We start from the raw sequence: 16,364 nt of genomic DNA, 5'->3' as shown, positions 1-16,364 counted from the left end.
TGCCCGGTCGGGGCGTCTGTCACACCTGTCTCAGCGCTGCGGCGCCGCGTCGAGCCGGGCACGCAGCGCGTCCAGCTCCGCCCAGAGCACGCCCGGCAGCTTGTCGCCGAACTTCTCGAACCACTCGGTGACCATCGGGAGCTCCTTGCGCCACTCCTCCGGGTCGACCTTCAGCGCGATCCGGACGTCCTCCGGGGTCATGTCCAGACCCTCGACGTCGAGCGCGTCCTGGGCCGGGACCATGCCGATCGGCGTCTCCACCGCCTCGGCGCGCCCCTCGATCCGCTCGATGATCCACTTGAGCACCCGGGAGTTCTCGCCGAAGCCGGGCCAGAGGAAGTTGCCCTCCGGGTCCTTGCGGAACCAGTTGACGTAGTAGATCTTCGGCAGCTTGGACTCGTCGCCGTCGGTGCCCTTGCCCATCTCGATCCAGTGCCGGAAGTAGTCGCCGGCGTGGTAGCCGATGAACGGGAGCATCGCCATCGGGTCGCGCCGGACGACGCCGACCGCGCCGGAGGCGGCGGCGGTGGTCTCCGAGGAGAGCGTCGCGCCCATGTAGACGCCGTGCACCCAGTCGCGGGCCTCGGTCACCAGCGGGATGGTGTCCCGGCGGCGACCGCCGAAGAGGATCGCGTCGATCGGCACGCCGTTCGGGTCGAAGTAGTCCTCGGCCAGGATCGGGCACTGGGTGATCGGGGTGCAGAACCGGCTGTTCGCGTGCGAGGAGAGGCTGTCGCTCTCCGGCGTCCAGTCGTTGCCCTTCCAGTCGACCAGGTGCGCCGGCGGCTCGCCCATGCCCTCCCACCAGATGTCCCCGTCGTCGGTGAGGGCGACGTTGGTGAAGATGGAGTTGCCGCGGTCCAGCGTCCGCATCGCGTTGGCGTTGGTCTTCCAGTCGGTGCCGGGCGCGACGCCGAAGAGGCCGTACTCGGGGTTGACCGCGTAGAGGCGGCCGTCCGGGCCGAAGCGCATCCAGGCGATGTCGTCGCCGATGGTCTCGACCTTCCAGCCCGGGACGGTCGGCTCCAGCATGGCCAGGTTGGTCTTGCCGCAGGCCGACGGGAAGGCCCCGGCGACGTGGTAGACCTTGCCCTCGGGCGAGGTGATCTTGAGGATGAGCATGTGCTCGGCGAGCCAGCCCTCGTCGCGGCCCATCACGCTGGCGATGCGCAGCGAGTAGCACTTCTTGCCGAGCAGCGAGTTGCCGCCGTAGCCGGAGCCGAAGGACCAGATCTCCCGGGTCTCCGGGAAGTGCGAGATGTACTTCGTCTCGTTGCACGGCCACGCCACGTCCTGCTGGCCGGGGGCGAGTGGGGCACCGATGGAGTGCAGCGCGTGGACGAAGTCCGCGTCGTCGCCCATGGCCTCCAGGACCTTGGCACCCATCCGGGTCATGATGCGCATGGAGGCGACCACGTACGGGCTGTCGGTGATCTCGACGCCGAACATGGGGCTCTCGGCCTCGACCGGGCCCATGCAGAACGGGATGACGTACATGGTGCGCCCGCGCATGCACCCGCGGTACAGCTCCGTCATCGTCCGCTTCATCTCGGCCGGCGCCATCCAGTTGTTGGTGGGGCCGGCGTCCGCCTCGTCGGCGGAGCAGATGAAGGTGCGCTCCTCGACCCGGGCGACGTCCGTCGGGTCGGTCCGCGCGTAGAAGGAGTTGGGCTTCTTCTCGGGGTTGAGCCGGATCAGGGTGCCGGCCTCGACCAGCTCGTCGGTGAGGCGGCGCCACTCCTCGTCGGACCCGTCCACCCAGACGACGCGGTCGGGGGTGGTCAGTTCAGCGACCTCACGGACCCAGGCGAGCAGTTTCGGGTGGGACGTCGGGGCCTGATCGATACCCCGAACGGTAGCCGGAGCAACCATGACACATCTCCTTGGTGGTCGACGCTGACCGATCTATGGGATGCACGAGTCTTGACGGCGCTATGCGTCGCCTTCGTGGAAACCTGGGATTGGCCTCAGCGTAAACCGGGCGAGGTCACCAGTCAGTGGGACTGGTTGTGAAGAACTGCACAAGGTACGGGCACGCTGCGGCATCACGAGCTAATACCCGCTTTCACGAGCAGTTTCACGCAAATCCTGTGGGGAACCCGTCACCGGCCGGGCCGGGCCGCGTCCCTGGCGGCGGAACCCACGAACCGCCCCGGAGGACGCCCGATCCCGTTACGCTCTGTCCACAGACACACACCCGGGCGAGCGGTCCGCCGTTGCTACCCGTGCGGGATGACCCCAGCCGGTAGGCTCGCGTCGTGGCCGCGACGATGACCGGGGAGCCAGGCTCCTCGCAGACCCGCCCGGGTCTGGTCCGCTCGCTGGTGGACCGTTTCGGTCACCTGGTCCGCGAGTTGAGCAAGTTCGCCACCGTGGGCGGGATCGCCTTCCTGATCGACTTCGCGCTCTTCAACTACCTGACGAGCGTGCGGGGTGTCGAGCAGGTCACCGCGAAGACCATCTCGACGGTGATCGCGGCGTCCGTCGCGTTCGTCGGCAACCGGTTCTGGACGTGGCGGCACCGCAAGCGCTCCCACCCGGCCCGCGAGTACGCGCTGTTCTTCTTCTTCAACGGCGTCGGCCTGGGGATCGCCGTGGCCTGCCTGGCGATCAGCCGCTACGGCCTGGGCAGCATCTGGCCGGAGGTGTTCCAGACCCCGCTGGCCGACAACGTCGCCAGCTTCATCGTCGGGACCGGGCTCGGGACGCTGTTCCGGTTCTGGTCCTACCGACGGTTCGTCTTCGTCGAAGCGGGAACCCCGTCCGTTCCGGAAGAGAAGCACGACCGAGACCACCGGGCGTGACCTACCGCCCACCTTCGTCCCGGCCGGAGCCTGCCGGCCCCGCCCACTGCCCTAAGGTGTTCCGCATGCGTCTTGTCCGTCTGCTGCCTGAGCGCTGGCAGAAGTTCATCCACGAGGCGCTCAAGTTCGGAATCGTCGGCGGCGTCAACACCGTAATCAATTACGCCGTGTTCAATGTGCTCGCACTGACTGTTTTCGTTGACGGTCAACTGAAGGCGACGGTCATCGCTACCGTGGTGGCGACGATCACGTCTTATCTGATGAATCGTCACTGGACGTACCGTGATCGCCCCAAATCGGCCATGCGGCGTGAGTACGTCCTCTTTTTCCTCTTCAACGGTGCGGGCCTGCTCATCGAGCTGGGCGTCCTGGCCGCCGCCAAGTACGGGCTGGGCCTGACCAGCCTGCTGGCCCTCAACGTGGCCAAGACCGGTGGCGTGCTGCTCGCGACGCTGTTCCGCTTCTGGTCCTACCGGACGTTCGTCTTCCAACCGGCGCCGGCCCACGCGGCCGAGACGTGGCACAGCATCCCGCGCGACGAGTGGGACACCATGGCCGAGATGGACCCGGTGGCCGAGTTGGCTGAGTCGATCTCCGAGCTGGAGGAGTCCGAACCACCACCCGGCGCCGCGCGCCGTGGCCCACGCGTCGCGCCCGGCCCCGAACCCGCGTCGGCGGCGGCCCCCGTCCAGGGGCGCCCCGTCCCGCTCGACGCCGGCCTCGGCGGCTCCCTCGACCGGGAGCTGGAAGCGGAACTGGCCGCCGAACTCCAGGCCACCACCCGCCGTCCGCCGCGCCGCTGACCCACCCGCCGCCCTGGCCTGACCGGTTCCGGCCCGCTTCGGGCCACACCGGTCAGGCCGGGCCGGTTCAGGCGGTGGGGTCGCGCAGCGACTTGCCCTCGTGCAGGTCCGCCAGGATGTCGCGCATCTCGCCGTCGCCGAGGGAGTGCTTGTCGTGGTGGGCCTCCACCAGCTCGTAGAGCTTGGTCTGGACCCGGCCGACCCCCGGCACGTCGTGCAGGACGGACTGGCCGCGCTCGCCGGCGGACTCGATGGTCAGCGTCCCGCAGCCGAGCAGGCGCTCCACGAACCGCTGGTTCATGGCGTGGTCGTTGATCCGGGTCAGCGGGATGTCCCGCCGGTCGCGCGAGAGCACTCCCTGCTGAAGCAGCACCCGCTCGTTGGTGAAGAGGTAGTGGGTGCTCCGCCAGACCAGGAACGGCCAGAGCGTCAGCCACAGCACCACCAGCAGGGCCAGGCCGCCGATGACGGCGAGCGCGATCGAGCCGCCCCCGCCGGACGGCAGCAGGACCAGACCGGCCACCACCGCCGCGACGGCGAGCACGAGCACCGCGACCGGCCGGATCAGCGCCTTCCAGTGCGGGTGCAGGTGCAGCACGACGTGCTCGTCCTCGGTGAGCACGTCATCGGGGAACGCCACGGGAACCTCCTCGCAGAAACGGACGCGCTGACCGTAACCGCTCCCCTCAGGCCGGGGGATCAGCCGCGCGGCGGGAGTCGCCCTTCAGCGGAGGTGCAGGACGTCGCCGGCGGCGAGGGCACGGGTGCCGGTGGGGGTGGCGACCAGGAGCTGGCCGTCGGCGTCCACGCCGGTCGCGGTGCCGGTCACCTCGTCGCCGCCGGGCAGCAGCACGCGTACCTGCCGGTCGATCGTCGCGCAGCTCGCCAGGTAGGCGTCGCGCAGGCCGCTGGCGACCGCGTCCCCGCCGGCCGCGCGCCACTCGCCGTACCAGTCGGCGATCCCGCGCAGCAGGGCCCGCAGCAGCGGGTCCCGGTCGGTGGCCACCGCCCCGGCCAGTTGCAGGGAGGTCGCCGGCAGCCCTGTCGGGTTCTCCGGCAGCTCGTCGGCGCGCAGCGTGACGTTGAGGCCGACACCGAGCACGATCGCGGGCGGCCGGGACGGTGAGGATCCCGGCACCGCCTCGGCGAGGATGCCGGCGCACTTCGCGTCGCCGACGAGCAGGTCGTTGGGCCACTTCAGGCCCGCGTCCAGCTCGGCCAGCCGGGTCACCGTCTCGACCAGGGCGACGCCGGCGAGCAGCGGCAGCCAGCCGTACCCCGTCTGGGGTGCGGCCGGCCAGCCACGGTCAGCGACGGCCTCCCCGGGGCGGAGCAGCACGCTGGTGGCGATGCCGGCCCGGGCCGGCGACTGCCAGGCCCGGCCGCGCCGGCCGCGCCCGGCGGTCTGCCGCTCCGCGACCACCACCAGCCCCTCGGGCTCGCCGGCCCGGGCGGCCTCGGCGACGTCCGCGTTGGTCGAGCCGGTATCGACGCGCAGCTCCAGCCGGGTCCAGGGCCCGTGCGGGGCGACCAGCGCCCGCCGCAGCCGCGCCGCCGACAGCGGCGGGCGGTCCAGATCGGTGTACGGCGAGCCCGGCATCCCGTCAGCCTACGGCCGCCCCCGTCCGGCCGACCGGGGGCGTCGCGGTCGGGCTGAGGCGAACTGCACAGCGGCGGCGGCCTGAACCATCGTTATATTCCCAGGGTGACTACCGAGACCGGGATCAACATCCACAGCACCGCGGGCAAGCTGGCCGACCTGGAGCGGCGGGTCGACGAGGCGGTGCACGCCGGGTCGGCGCGCGCGGTCGAGAAGCAGCACGCGAGGGGCAAGAAGACCGCCCGCGAGCGGATCGAGATGCTGCTCGACGAGGGTTCCTTCGTCGAGCTGGACGAGCTGGCCCGGCACCGGTCCACCAACTTCGGGCTGGCGAAGACCCGCCCGTACGGCGACGGCGTCATCACCGGCTACGGCACCATCGACGGCCGGCAGGTCTGCGTCTTCGCCCAGGACTTCACCGTCTTCGGCGGCTCCCTCGGCGAGGTCTTCGGCGAGAAGATCGTCAAGGTCATGGACCTGGCCATGAAGATCGGCTGCCCGGTCGTCGGCATCAACGACTCCGGGGGCGCGCGCATCCAGGAGGGCGTCGCCTCGCTCGGCCTCTACGGCGAGATCTTCTTCCGCAACGTGCGGGCCAGCGGCGTCATCCCGCAGATCTCCCTGATCATGGGCCCGTGCGCGGGCGGCGCGGTCTACTCCCCGGCGGTCACGGACTTCACCGTGATGGTCGACCAGACCTCGCACATGTTCATCACCGGCCCGGACGTCATCAAGACGGTCACCGGCGAGGACGTGGGCATGGAGGAGCTGGGCGGCGCCCGTACGCACAACGCGCGCAGCGGCAACGCGCACTACCTCGCCACGGACGAGCAGGACGCGATCGACTACGTCAAGGCGCTGCTGTCGTACCTGCCGTCGAACAACCTGGACGAGCCGGTGGTCTTCGACGCGCCCGCCGACCTCGACGTGACCGAGGAGGACCGGGAGCTGGACACGCTGATCCCCGACTCGGCGAACCAGCCGTACGACATGCACCGGGTGATCGAGCACGTCCTCGACGACGGCGAGTTCCTGGAGGTCCAGCCGCTCTACGCGCAGAACATGATCGTCGGCTACGGCCGGGTCGAGGGCCGGCCGGTCGGCGTGGTCGCCAACCAGCCGATGCACTTCGCCGGCACCCTGGACATCGCCGCCTCGGAGAAGGCCGCCCGGTTCGTGCGCACCTGCGACGCGTTCAACATCCCGGTGCTGACCTTCGTGGACGTCCCCGGGTTCCTGCCCGGCACCGGCCAGGAGTGGGACGGCATCATCCGCCGGGGCGCGAAGCTCATCTACGCGTACGCCGAGGCCACCGTCCCGAAGGTCACCGTGATCACCCGCAAGGCGTACGGCGGGGCGTACGACGTGATGGGCTCCAAGCACCTCGGCGCGGACCTGAACTTCGCCTGGCCGACCGCGCAGATCGCGGTGATGGGCGCGCAGGGCGCGGTGAACATCCTCTACCGCTCGGAGCTGGCCGCCGCCGAGGACCCGGCAGCCGTGCGGGCCGAGAAGATCGCCGAGTACGAGGACACCCTCGCCAACCCGTACATCGCGGCGGAGCGCGGCTACGTGGACAGCGTCATCCCGCCGCACGAGACGCGGGCCCAGATCGTCCGCGCGCTGCGGGTGCTGCGCACCAAGCGCGAGACCCTGCCGCCGAAGAAGCACGGCAACATCCCGCTGTGACGCCCGCCCCGCCGCGCCCCCACTTGGTGTCCCCTGCCGGCCGTGGCGGGCCACGGCTGCCCTGACCTCGTGCGGGCCGGGGGCGGGCGGGCGATCGGGGATGGGCGGCGGTCAGCAGGACGGGTTGGCGGCGGCGCACATGCGCCGCGCGGCCAGCCCGGCCAGGCGGACCAGGTCGGCCTCGGCGGTCGGTTCCAGGATCAGCACGCTCACCAGGTCACCGACCCGCACCACCACTGTCGCGTCCGGCACGGACGGGCGGCCGGGGGCCCTCCCGTCGACCGGATCGAGGGTCGCGGAGACGGAGTGGCGCAGCAGCAGGGACTCGTCACCGGCGAAGTCGCGGCGTGGCACGTCCCAGCGGTGCACGTCCTCGACGGTGACGGACTCGCCGCCCCACTCGATCGACCGCAGCTCCCGCCACTCCCGGCAGACGGTGAGTTGCCGGCGCAGTCCGTCGAGGAACCGTGCGGCCCCGTCGCCCCGCATCCGGTGCAGGTCCTGAACGACCAGGACGTCGCCGAGCCGCCCCCCGCCGGTCGCCGGTCGCAGCACCGTCTGGGACCGGCTCACCCAGGTCTCCTGCGCCGGCACACCGCTCTCGCGCCTGGCGGCGCACCGGCCCAGGGCCGTGCCCACGTCGACGGTCCCGCCCAGGCCGGCCTCGCTGAGTTGCAGACCACTGCGCGCCGTCAGGTCGTCCTGTTGCAGCAGGGCCGCCGGGGGGATCTCGACCCGGGCCACCGGCGCCGCCGGCCGCGGTGGGGACGCCGCCGGGGACAGCCCCCGCTGCCCGGACCGGTCCCCGACCGCCACGGCGGAGGCGGAGACGACGACGAGCACCGCGACCGCCGCCAGCGCCGCCGTACGCCTGCTGCGCCTGCGGGCCCGGGCGCGGATCTCCGCCGGCTCCGGCCAGCGGACGTCGCGCAGGTCCCGGTGCACCTGTTCGACGAACGTCATCTCGTCACGCATCGGCGGCCTCCTCCAGGTCAGAGACGGCGAGCAGCCCGGCGAGCGCGGCGCGCCCCCGGAAGAGTCGGGCCTTGACGGTGCCCACCGGGGTGGCCGTCTGCCGGGCCACCTCGGCGACCGGCATGCCGACCAGGTAGTAGAGGGCGATCGCGGTGCGCTGCTCCTCGGGGAGCCGGCGCAGGGCGGTGACCACCTCGACGGTGGCGGTGTCCGGGCCGGGCACGCTCTCGTTGGCGCCGTGCCGCAGGTAGGCGCGGGCCCGGCTGCGCAGGCTGCGCCACCGGCTCACCGCGATCCGGCTCGCCACCACCCGCACCCACGCCTCCGGCTCCTCGTACGCGCTCACCGTCGACCAGCGCTGCCAGGCCCGGATGTACGCCTCCTGCACGGCGTCCTGCGCCTCGGCGAGATCGCCGGTGAGCGCGTAGACGTAGCCGAGCAGCCGTTGCCGGCTGCCCCGGTAGAACTCGTCGAACCCGTCGACGTCCGGCACCTGCTACCTCCCCGTGACGGTCGCAGGGGACACGCGCCCGGCGGTGCCGCCGGTTGCCCGGTCAGCCGATCATTTTCGCCAGCTCGGTCGCGTCGAACCCGCCGGCCGGGATCCGCCCGCGTAGCGCGCGGCGTACCGCGAGCTGGACGGCGGCGTTCGCCGGGGTCGGTACGCCGTGCAGCCGGCCGAGCAGCACGATCTCGCCGTTGAGGTGGTCGGTCTCGGCCGAGCCCGCGCCCCGGGCCAGGCTCTGCCAGGTGGAGCCGCCGGCCCGCTCCTCGCCGTCGACCGGCCGGTGGTCGACGAGGTCACCCCGCTCGGCCTTCTCCTCCTCGGGCGTGGTGTGCGCGATTCCGGCTTCGGCGAGCACGGCGACCCCCTCGGCCCGGACCCGCTGCCGCAGGTCGTCGGGGACGTCCCGGCCGAGCAGCGCCTGGAGGCCGTTGCCGAGGTTGGCCAGCAGCTTGCCGTACTTCCAGCGCAGCACGTCGGCGCGCACCGGGGCGACGAAGCCGGCGGCGGTCAGGTCGGCGGCGACGGCGTCGTCGGTGGCGTCCGCACCGGACGGGTAGCGGCCGAGGTGCAGCATGCCTGGGTGCGGGTGGCCGTTGGCCACCACCACGCCCGGCTCCAGGTGGGTGGCGGGCAGCCAGACGCAGACTCCGTGCACGTCGGCGAAGAGGCGCAGGGCGGCACGTTCGTTGGCGACCCCGTTCTGCGCGGTGAACAGCGGCAGGCGCTCGGAGGCCGTACCGCCGCCGGCCACGGGCGCGTCCGCCCATGCCGCCAGGGCCGCTTCGGTGTCCTGCGACTTGACGGTGAGCACCAGGGCGGTGTCGTCGGGCAGCGGCCGGTCGCCCGGCCCGTCGGTGGCCGGCCCGCGCCAGGTCGTCTCGCCGTCGGGCCGCCGCAGGGTCAGCCCCCGCCGCCGGATCGCGTCCAGGTGCGCGCCGCGCGCCACCAGGGTCACGTCGTGGCCGGCCTGCCCCAGCCGTACGCCGATGGTGCCGCCGACCGCGCCCGCTCCGATGATCATGTATCGCACGGGCCCATTCTGCCCGGTCAGGGCGTCAGGCCGGCCTCGGTGAGGATCGGGCCGGCCAGCAGCAGCGCGCCGGCGCCGAGGGCGACCAGGTTGACCAGGGCGAAGACCGTGACCCAGAAGAACGCGGGCAGCGGGGTGAGGCCGGCGAGCTGGTCGGCGTCGGAGGCGGGCATCCGCCCCCGCGAGCGCAGCCGTTGCAGCTCCACCACCGGCCGCACCCCGCCGAGCAGCAGGAACCACACCCCGGCGTACGCGAACGCCGCCTGCACCTGCGGCTCGGCGTACCAGGAGACGGCGAGCACCACCCCGCCGGTGACCAGCAGCGAGAGCACGCCGAAGACGTTGCGGATCATGACCAGCATGGCCAGCAGCAGCGCCACGGCGACCCAGAGCAGCAGGGTGATGCGGTTGCCGCCGAGCAGCCACGCGCCGGCCAGCCCGACCAGCGGCGGGGCGACGTAGCCGGCGAGCAGGGTGAGGATCATCCCCGGGCCGGTGGGCCGGCCGGCGGAGAGGGTGAGCCCCGAGGTGTCCGAGTGCAGCCGGATGCCGTGCAGGCGGCGGCCGGTGAGCAGGGCGACCAGCGCGTGCCCGCCCTCGTGGGCGATCGTGATCGCGTTGCGGGCGATCCGCCAGGGCAGGCGGGTGCTGACCACCACCAGCGCGACGACGGCGGTCAGCAGCACCAGCAGGGGCGGCGGGTCCGGCTGCGCCGCGAACAGCTTGTCCCAGAGACCGCCGAGCCCGTCGATCGACACCATGGGGCGCGAGCCTACCGGCCCCGACCTGTGTCGCTGCGACCTCGTCGGTCCGTATCGTGTGAAGCTGACCTGGTGGCGATCGAAGCGGGAGGTGGACGCCGGTGAGCGCGGCACCCCTGGAACCCCACATCGGCCTGTGGACCGAGGCCGAGTACCTCGCCATGGGCGAGACGTCGAACCGGATCGAGTTGCTCGACGGGAGCCTGATCGTGAGCCCTGCCCCGAGCAAGCGACACCAGTTGGTGTCGTGGAGCCTGACGAACAGCCTGCGGCTGGCAGCGCTGCCGCAGGGCCTACTGGTCTTCGAGGCGGTGAACGTCCGGCTCGGTGTCGACCGCATCGTCATCCCCGACGTGGTGGCGGCCGACACCGACGACGAGGGGACCGTGGTCGAGGCGGGCGAGGTCGTCCTCGTCTGCGAGATCGTCCCGCCGGGGAACGCGGCCGCCGACCGGTTGGTCAAGATGCAGCTCTACGCGATCGCCGGGATCCCGTGGTACCTGCTGGTCGAGCAGGACGGTTCCGGCCACTCGCTGCGGCTGCACCGGCTCGACGGCACGCACTACGTCGAGGAACAGGTCGCGAAACCGGGCGAGGAACTCCGCCTGACCGAGCCGATCCGCTGGCGCGTCGACCCGGCCGCGCTGCGCTGAGGCGGAGACCCGCGCCCGTCGGGGTGGTCGGCTTCCACCGTTCCTGAAGATTTCCTTAGCTACCCTTGCCATTCGAGGCACTTACCTCCAAAGATGAACGTCTATTAAGTCCGGCGTCCTTGGAGGCATCCATGACCCGTACCGGAACATCCCTGCGGCGGCTGCTGGCCGCCACCCTCGCGGCCCTCGCCACCGCGGCGGCGGGGCTCGTCGCGACCGCGGCCCCGGCGTCCGCCGCCACCACCCCCGGCATCGACGTGTCCCACTACCAGGGCGCCATCAACTGGACCAGCGTCCGCAACGCGGGCATCCAGTTCGCCTTCATCAAGGCGACCGAGGGCACCAGCTACAAGGACCCGAGGTTCAACACGAACTACGTGGCCGCCTACAACGCCGGCGTCATCCGGGGGGCGTACCACTTCGCCCGGCCCAACATCTCCTCCGGGGCGGTCCAGGCGAACTACCTGGCCTCCAACGGCGGCGCCTGGTCGGCCGACAGCCGCACCCTCCCGGCCGCGCTGGACCTCGAAGCCAACCCGTACGCGGGCGGCTACTGCTACGGCCTGAGCACGACCGGCATGCGGAACTGGGTCCAGGACTTCCTCAACACCTACCGCGCCCGCACCGGCCGCTACGCCGTCATCTACACGACCACGAGCTGGTGGAACCAGTGCACCGGCAGCTGGACCGCCCCGTGGGCGAACCACCCGCTCTGGATCGCCCGCTGGTCGAGCACGGTCGGCGCGCTGCCGGCCGGGGCGCCGTTCTGGAGCTTCTGGCAGTACACCGACCGGGGCAGCGTCGCGGGCATCAGCGGCGGGGTCGACCGCAACCACTGGAACGGTGACCGGAGCCGGCTGATCGCCCTGGCCAACAACACCTGAGCCTGAGTCGCCTGGGGAGGCGGTTGGCGGCAGCGGGATCGGTTGTCACCGTACGGTCGACAACTGGTCCGGCTGCCGCCACGCCGCTCCTTGCGGGCGTCAGGCCCGCCGTCGGGCCGCCACGGGAACGGTCGCCGCGTTCTCCCGGGCGAGCGCGCCCCGCCGGGCGAAGCGCCGGACGCCCACCCCGGCGAGGGTGACGGTGACGACGCTGAGCAGTGCGACCAGCACCGGCAGGCCGGCGGCGGCGAGCAGCAGGACGATGTCGCCGAGGGCCACGAGCATCCACAGTGCCACTCGGGGCCGGGCGTCCCTCCGTCGGTATCCCATGTCGTACCCTCCCTTCCGTCGTGAAGGTCAGATACCCCGTACGACGGAAGATCATGCGAGTCGATCTCGCAACGGGCACGAATCCCGCGGATCAGTCCTTGCGGTCGGGCACGAAGCCCTTGGCGATCCGGTCGAAGTTGGCCAGGTTGGCCTGCCAGTCCTTCGCGGCGACCTCCCAGCGCAGGGCGTAGCCACGATTCTTGGCCGTCACGAAGCCCCGGTTGCGCACGTGGATGCGGGTGCCGTCGCGGGTCTCCAGCCACTCCCAGTCCGCGCAGGTCTTGTAGTAGTCACAGCGCTCGATGCTCAGGTACTGGTAGTTCCTGACGAGCTCCCGGCGGCCCGGCTCGATCCGCTTCCAGTCGGCGTACGCGTCGGACTTCGGCGTGGAGGTCCACTGCACCAGCAGCTCGCCCGGCCCGTTGGACTGGTCGAAGACGACCGTGCTGCCGTCCACCTGTCGGCGCACCCAGCCCTCCGGCAGCGGCAGCGCGAAGCCGGCCGGGTCCTTGTGCAGCTTCCAGCCCGCCGGCAGCGCGTCCGGGGTCGGGGAGGGGGTGGCCGAGGGCGTCGGGCTGGGCGCGGCGCTCGTGGGCGGGGCCGGCGCGGAGGACTGCGGCTGCCCCTGCGAGGTCGCCGCGCCGGTCGGGTCGGCCTGCGGGCTGCCGCCGCCGTCCCCACCGTCGCCGCTGGTCAGCATCGGCACGACCACCACCAGGCCGAGCAGCAGCAGCGCCACCAGCACGCCGATCAGGACGTTGCGCCGGGTGTTGTCGGGCTTCGTACCGTCGGGCGCCACGACCGTCGCCCGGCCGGACGGCGGGCCCACCGGCGGCGGCATCACCGAGGTGGGATTCGCCGGCTTGCGGGGCGCCGGCTCCACCGGCTCGGCCTTCGTGTCGTCGAGCGCGGGCTTCGGCGGGTCGACCTTCGCCGTCGGGGCCGTGTCCGAGGTGGACGCTCCGACCTTCGCGGTCGGCGCGAGATCCGAGGAGACCGCCGTCGCGTCCTCGGCGGTGGACGCCGCGGCGGCACCGGCACCGGTCGCCGCCAGGGGCGCACGCGGCGCCGGCGGGCTGACCGGCTTGTCGGACCCGCCCTCGGCCGGTCGTGGCGCCGGCACCAGCGGCGGGCGCGGCTCACGTGGACCGTTCGGCCCCGGCCGGCGTACGCCGTCGAGCAGCGGGATGGTGCGCGTCCGCTTGCCGCCGGCACGGCGCAGCAGCTTCTCCGCCACCTCGGCGGTGATCCGCTCCTTCGGGTCCTTGCGCAGCAGGCCGTTGAGCACCGGCTTGAGCGGCCCGGCGTTCTTCGGCGGCGGCATCGGCTCGGTGGCGAGCGCCGCCAGGGTGGCGATCGCCGACGGCCGCGCGTACGGCGACTTGCCCTCGACCGCCGCGTAGAGGGTGGCGCCCAGCGACCAGAGGTCGGCCTCCGGCCCGGCGGTGCCCTCGCGGGCCCGCTCCGGCGAGATGTACGCGGGCGACCCGAGCACCATTCCCGTGCGGGTCACGTTCGGGTCGCCGGGAATCGTGGCGAGGCCGAAATCGGTCAGCACCACCCGGCCGTCGTCGCCGAGCAGCACGTTGCCGGGCTTGACGTCGCGGTGCATCACACCGGCCTTGTGCGCCGACTTCAGCGCGGCCAGCACGCCCAGGCCGATCTCCACGGCACGCGCCGGCGTCACCGGGCCGTCCTCGGCGAGGGTGTCCTGCAACGACTTCGACGGCACGTACTCCATGACGATCCACGGGTCGCCGTCGGTGCGCAGCACGTCGAAGATGCGGACCACGTTGATGTGGTTGAGCCGGGCGATGGCCCGGGCCTCACGCAGCGAGCGCTCCCGCATCTCGCGGCGCTCCTCGTCGGTGAGGCTGGGCGGCGGGACGAGTTCCTTGATCGCCACGTCCCGGTGCAGCACCTCGTCGCGCGCCTTCCACACCCGACCCATGCCGCCCTGACCGAGCGGCGAGAGGAGCCGGTATCGGTCAGCGACGAGTTGGGGCAGCGCGTTCGACATCGCCCAGACGGTACCCGGAGCCGACGACGCTCACACCGCCGGCACGCCACTGTGCGGTTCAGGTCAACCTCTCCGACGCGTACGCTGGCGCCATGTCTGCCGAAGAGCCGCTGTTCCGGGTCGTCCGCGGGGTCCCCACCGCCGAGGAGCTGGCCGCGCTGGTGGGCGCGATCGTCGTACGGTCCCGCCCGGTCGCCGCGGCCGGACCGGTCGCCGCGTCCGCCTGGGCGCGCTCCGGCCGGCCCGTCGCAGCGCCGGCCGCCGGCCCCGGCGCCTGGCGGGCGTCCGGCCTGCCCCGCTGACCTTTTCCGTACGGATCACCGCAGCTCGGCGCCCCTGCGCACCCGTGGGGTGGCCGGCGCGTGCCGGGGCGGGGCTGCCGACAGCCCGGGGGACCCATTAACCTCACTCAGGGAAACGACGCAGTGACAGGCAGGGAGGGCCGATGATCCCCGAGGAGGACGGTCCAGCGTCCTGGCTCCGTGGCTACGGCGGCATCGAGGCCGACATCCGCCAGCTCCGCGAGTTCGCCGACAAGCTCCAGGCCGAGGTGGAACGCAACTACGCCCCGCACCTGTCGTACATCGCCGAGGACATGACGGCGCCGGTGCCCAACCCGGCCGACGCGTTCATCGAGCTGGTCGACTTCCTGCGCGCGCACCACGAGACCCAGCAGGCCACCGCCGACATGGTCTGGGGCGTCCGCGACGCCACCGGCCACCTGGCCGTCGCCGCCGGCACCGTCGCCACCCACTACACCGGAACGGACGCCTTCGCCGCCGCCCGCGTGACCGACGTCGAACGGGCCCTCGCCAACCCGGCCGCCACCGCGCCTCGCGGCGCGCCGCCGGTGTTGCCCGATCCCACCGGCCCGGAGCCCGCGCCGGGGCAGGGGCGAGGGCAGGGTCCGGTGGTGCTGCCATGATCGAACGGGGCACCGGCGGCCGCACGTCCGCCCTCACCGACTGGCGGCTCATGGACGTCGCCAGCATGTGGGCCTGCCTTCAGGACCACGACACCACCAACCACTGGAAGCAGGTCGCCGGCTGGCGCAAGGTCTGCGACCTCGCCCGGACGCACCTGAGCCGGCTCCAGGAATACCGCAAGGGGCTGGCCGAGGCCTGGCCCCCGGAGACCAACGAGGCCGCCCGGGCATACGTCCGCGAGCTGGACGAGCTGATTGACAAGGTGCAGCGCACGCACGACGCCGCCAGCGCCAACTACACCGCGCTCTCCGCCGCCACGCAGGCCATCAGCGCCACGCGGGCGGAGCTCAAGAAGATCTACGAGACGTACGCCGTCAAGGTCCGGGAGAAGCAGACGTACGACGCGACGCTCGCCGACCCGAAGGCGGCCATGGGCAGCCGGGTCCCCGATCGCCCGGTGACGGACGCCGACCTCGAACGCCTCAACGTCCAGGCGCGCGGCATCATGTACGGGCTCAGCGGCGAACTCCAACACGCCCAAGTAATGCTCCGCCAACCACCGCCCAAATACAAAATAGACAACGGAGCGGTCGAGTCCGGGTTTACCAGTCCACCGGCCCCGACCATCCCGCCAATCGTGCCGGTTCCGATACTGCCATCCATTGGCACCCCTTCCGCAGGTCGACCAGTGTCGCCGCTTCGACAAGTATCTAGCCCGAGTACACCCGGCCTCGGTCCCGTTCTGGGCGGAACTGGCACCGGATTAGCACCTTCCCCGCCAGGGCCAGGCCTACCTAGTTCACCGCCCACCCCGCAACCCAGTCCATCACAAGGCAACGGAACACCAGGACTCCCGACGGGAGTGACTCGACCTGGCATATCAGGGCCAGTGGGCAACCAGCCAGGTCGGGGAAATCGCCCGACTGCGGGGGCCGGCCAGCCGCCCGCGCCTCCGCCCACGAACTCACGACCACTGCCTCACGGCGGCCTAATCGGCAGCACGCCCGGAATCGGGTATGGCCCGCCTGGAACAGGAAATGCCCAACCGAAGCGAGTCAACCCGATTGGCGGCGTAATTGGAGGCGGCGGCGCAGGCACCGCCCCAACAGGCGGTGCGGGATCTCGCCCAGGTGGCGGTCGGGGCGGCGCATCCGCCCACGGAATGCCTCCGATCAGCGGAACTCCCTTCGGTGCCGCCAACCCTACGCAGGGCCGCATGGGACATCGTGAACGGAGCGGCGAGCAGCCGCGACAGTGGGATCCGAATCATCCCTGGGAGATTGATCAAGGCGTGCCACCGGTCGTCCGCCCACCCGACGAGGACGGTCCAATCGATCCCGGACCAGCAATTGGATTCAACCGGTGATTCTTGGCAACATCC

16 protein-coding genes are annotated in these 16,364 nt (G+C 72.0%); 7 read left to right on the top strand and 9 right to left on the bottom strand.

Going from position 1 to position 16,364, the window contains the following annotated elements; genetic code table 11:
* Positions 1-30 precede the first annotated feature (30 nt).
* Positions 31-1,872 (bottom strand): phosphoenolpyruvate carboxykinase (GTP), encoded by a 1,842-nt coding sequence (locus ACLQ22_RS01810; RefSeq protein ID WP_425690749.1) that lies wholly within the window; start codon positions 1,870-1,872, stop codon positions 31-33.
* A 398-nt stretch (positions 1,873-2,270) separates the two neighbouring features.
* On the opposite strand from ACLQ22_RS01810, the gene ACLQ22_RS01805 reads away from it, so the two are divergent.
* Both ACLQ22_RS01805 and ACLQ22_RS01800 read left to right on the top strand, forming a co-directional pair.
* Positions 2,271-2,804 carry a GtrA family protein gene (locus tag ACLQ22_RS01805; protein WP_121399061.1) on the top strand — a complete coding sequence of 178 codons (534 nt, stop codon included), beginning with the start codon at positions 2,271-2,273 and terminating at the stop codon, positions 2,802-2,804.
* Between the two features lie 65 nt (positions 2,805-2,869).
* Positions 2,870-3,607, top strand: a complete 738-nt coding sequence (locus tag ACLQ22_RS01800) for a GtrA family protein (RefSeq protein WP_425690748.1) — start codon at positions 2,870-2,872, stop codon at positions 3,605-3,607.
* A 67-nt stretch (positions 3,608-3,674) separates the two neighbouring features.
* On the opposite strand, the gene ACLQ22_RS01795 is transcribed toward ACLQ22_RS01800, so the two are convergent.
* Together ACLQ22_RS01795 and ACLQ22_RS01790 are read right to left on the bottom strand one after the other, a co-directional pair.
* The gene (locus tag ACLQ22_RS01795) at positions 3,675-4,247 is read right to left on the bottom strand and encodes a PH domain-containing protein (RefSeq protein WP_425690747.1); all 573 of its coding nucleotides are present in this window, start codon (positions 4,245-4,247) and stop codon (positions 3,675-3,677) included.
* Positions 4,248-4,331: 84 nt separating this feature from the next.
* Positions 4,332-5,207, bottom strand: a complete 876-nt coding sequence (locus ACLQ22_RS01790) for a biotin--[acetyl-CoA-carboxylase] ligase (protein WP_425690746.1) — start codon at positions 5,205-5,207, stop codon at positions 4,332-4,334.
* A gap of 105 nt (positions 5,208-5,312) precedes the next feature.
* Here ACLQ22_RS01790 and ACLQ22_RS01785 point away from each other — a divergent pair, with 105 nt between their 5' ends.
* Entirely contained in the window at positions 5,313-6,896 is a 1,584-nt protein-coding gene (locus tag ACLQ22_RS01785; protein WP_425690745.1) for an acyl-CoA carboxylase subunit beta, read from the top strand.
* Positions 6,897-7,007: 111 nt separating this feature from the next.
* Here the strand turns inward: ACLQ22_RS01785 and ACLQ22_RS01780 are convergent, their stop codons facing one another.
* The 4 genes from ACLQ22_RS01780 to ACLQ22_RS01765 all read right to left on the bottom strand — a co-directional run bounded on the left by ACLQ22_RS01780 (position 7,008) and on the right by ACLQ22_RS01765 (position 10,170).
* Complete coding sequence (locus ACLQ22_RS01780) at positions 7,008-7,871, bottom strand: hypothetical protein (protein WP_425690744.1); 864 nt, start codon at positions 7,869-7,871, stop codon at positions 7,008-7,010.
* The gene (locus tag ACLQ22_RS01775) at positions 7,864-8,364 is read right to left on the bottom strand and encodes an RNA polymerase sigma factor (protein WP_121396602.1); all 501 of its coding nucleotides are present in this window, start codon (positions 8,362-8,364) and stop codon (positions 7,864-7,866) included. The genes ACLQ22_RS01780 and ACLQ22_RS01775 overlap by 8 nt, the downstream gene beginning before the upstream one ends.
* A gap of 61 nt (positions 8,365-8,425) precedes the next feature.
* Positions 8,426-9,400 (bottom strand): ketopantoate reductase family protein, encoded by a 975-nt coding sequence (locus ACLQ22_RS01770; protein WP_425691062.1) that lies wholly within the window; start codon positions 9,398-9,400, stop codon positions 8,426-8,428.
* Positions 9,401-9,426: 26 nt separating this feature from the next.
* The gene (locus ACLQ22_RS01765; RefSeq protein WP_425690743.1) at positions 9,427-10,170 is read right to left on the bottom strand and encodes a M50 family metallopeptidase; all 744 of its coding nucleotides are present in this window, start codon (positions 10,168-10,170) and stop codon (positions 9,427-9,429) included.
* A 101-nt stretch (positions 10,171-10,271) separates the two neighbouring features.
* On the opposite strand from ACLQ22_RS01765, the gene ACLQ22_RS01760 reads away from it, so the two are divergent.
* Positions 10,272-10,823, top strand: coding sequence for a Uma2 family endonuclease (locus ACLQ22_RS01760; protein WP_425690742.1), 552 nt, complete (start codon positions 10,272-10,274; stop codon positions 10,821-10,823).
* Positions 10,824-10,954: 131 nt separating this feature from the next.
* The gene (locus tag ACLQ22_RS01755) at positions 10,955-11,707 is read left to right on the top strand and encodes a GH25 family lysozyme (protein WP_425690741.1); all 753 of its coding nucleotides are present in this window, start codon (positions 10,955-10,957) and stop codon (positions 11,705-11,707) included.
* 99 nt (positions 11,708-11,806) lie between these two features.
* On the opposite strand, the gene ACLQ22_RS01750 is transcribed toward ACLQ22_RS01755, so the two are convergent.
* Together ACLQ22_RS01750 and ACLQ22_RS01745 are read right to left on the bottom strand one after the other, a co-directional pair.
* Positions 11,807-12,037 carry a hypothetical protein gene (locus ACLQ22_RS01750; protein ID WP_425690740.1) on the bottom strand — a complete coding sequence of 77 codons (231 nt, stop codon included), beginning with the start codon at positions 12,035-12,037 and terminating at the stop codon, positions 11,807-11,809.
* A gap of 91 nt (positions 12,038-12,128) precedes the next feature.
* Entirely contained in the window at positions 12,129-14,057 is a 1,929-nt protein-coding gene (locus tag ACLQ22_RS01745; protein ID WP_425690739.1) for a protein kinase domain-containing protein, read from the bottom strand.
* 92 nt (positions 14,058-14,149) lie between these two features.
* Between ACLQ22_RS01745 and ACLQ22_RS01740 the strand changes: the two genes are divergently transcribed.
* The gene (locus ACLQ22_RS01740; protein ID WP_121396611.1) at positions 14,150-14,359 is read left to right on the top strand and encodes an acyl-CoA carboxylase subunit epsilon; all 210 of its coding nucleotides are present in this window, start codon (positions 14,150-14,152) and stop codon (positions 14,357-14,359) included.
* A gap of 143 nt (positions 14,360-14,502) precedes the next feature.
* Positions 14,503-14,982, top strand: coding sequence for a hypothetical protein (locus ACLQ22_RS01735; protein WP_425690738.1), 480 nt, complete (start codon positions 14,503-14,505; stop codon positions 14,980-14,982).
* Positions 14,983-16,364: the final 1,382 nt, after the last annotated feature.

Source organism: Micromonospora sp. DT178 (genome assembly GCF_049841695.1).
GTDB lineage: Bacteria > Actinomycetota > Actinomycetes > Mycobacteriales > Micromonosporaceae > Micromonospora.
The sequence above is the reverse complement of the archived record's forward strand: the minus strand, read 5'-3'. Positions and strand labels throughout refer to the sequence as shown.

What these genes read in the sequence shown, in the direction of transcription:
- ACLQ22_RS01810 (WP_425690749.1), bottom strand. Translation starts at nt 1,872, where the DNA reads ATGGTTGCTCCGGCTACCGTTCGGGGTATCGATCAGGCCCCGACGTCC.
- ACLQ22_RS01805 (WP_121399061.1), top strand. Translation starts at nt 2,271, where the DNA reads ATGACCGGGGAGCCAGGCTCCTCGCAGACCCGCCCGGGTCTGGTCCGC.
- ACLQ22_RS01800 (WP_425690748.1), top strand. Translation starts at nt 2,870, where the DNA reads ATGCGTCTTGTCCGTCTGCTGCCTGAGCGCTGGCAGAAGTTCATCCAC.
- ACLQ22_RS01790 (WP_425690746.1), bottom strand. Translation starts at nt 5,207, where the DNA reads ATGCCGGGCTCGCCGTACACCGATCTGGACCGCCCGCCGCTGTCGGCG.
- ACLQ22_RS01780 (WP_425690744.1), bottom strand. Translation starts at nt 7,871, where the DNA reads ATGCGTGACGAGATGACGTTCGTCGAACAGGTGCACCGGGACCTGCGC.
- ACLQ22_RS01770 (WP_425691062.1), bottom strand. Translation starts at nt 9,400, where the DNA reads ATGATCATCGGAGCGGGCGCGGTCGGCGGCACCATCGGCGTACGGCTG.
- ACLQ22_RS01765 (WP_425690743.1), bottom strand. Translation starts at nt 10,170, where the DNA reads ATGGTGTCGATCGACGGGCTCGGCGGTCTCTGGGACAAGCTGTTCGCG.
- ACLQ22_RS01755 (WP_425690741.1), top strand. Translation starts at nt 10,955, where the DNA reads ATGACCCGTACCGGAACATCCCTGCGGCGGCTGCTGGCCGCCACCCTC.
- ACLQ22_RS01750 (WP_425690740.1), bottom strand. Translation starts at nt 12,037, where the DNA reads ATGGGATACCGACGGAGGGACGCCCGGCCCCGAGTGGCACTGTGGATG.
- ACLQ22_RS01745 (WP_425690739.1), bottom strand. Translation starts at nt 14,057, where the DNA reads ATGTCGAACGCGCTGCCCCAACTCGTCGCTGACCGATACCGGCTCCTC.
- ACLQ22_RS01740 (WP_121396611.1), top strand. Translation starts at nt 14,150, where the DNA reads ATGTCTGCCGAAGAGCCGCTGTTCCGGGTCGTCCGCGGGGTCCCCACC.
- ACLQ22_RS01735 (WP_425690738.1), top strand. Translation starts at nt 14,503, where the DNA reads ATGATCCCCGAGGAGGACGGTCCAGCGTCCTGGCTCCGTGGCTACGGC.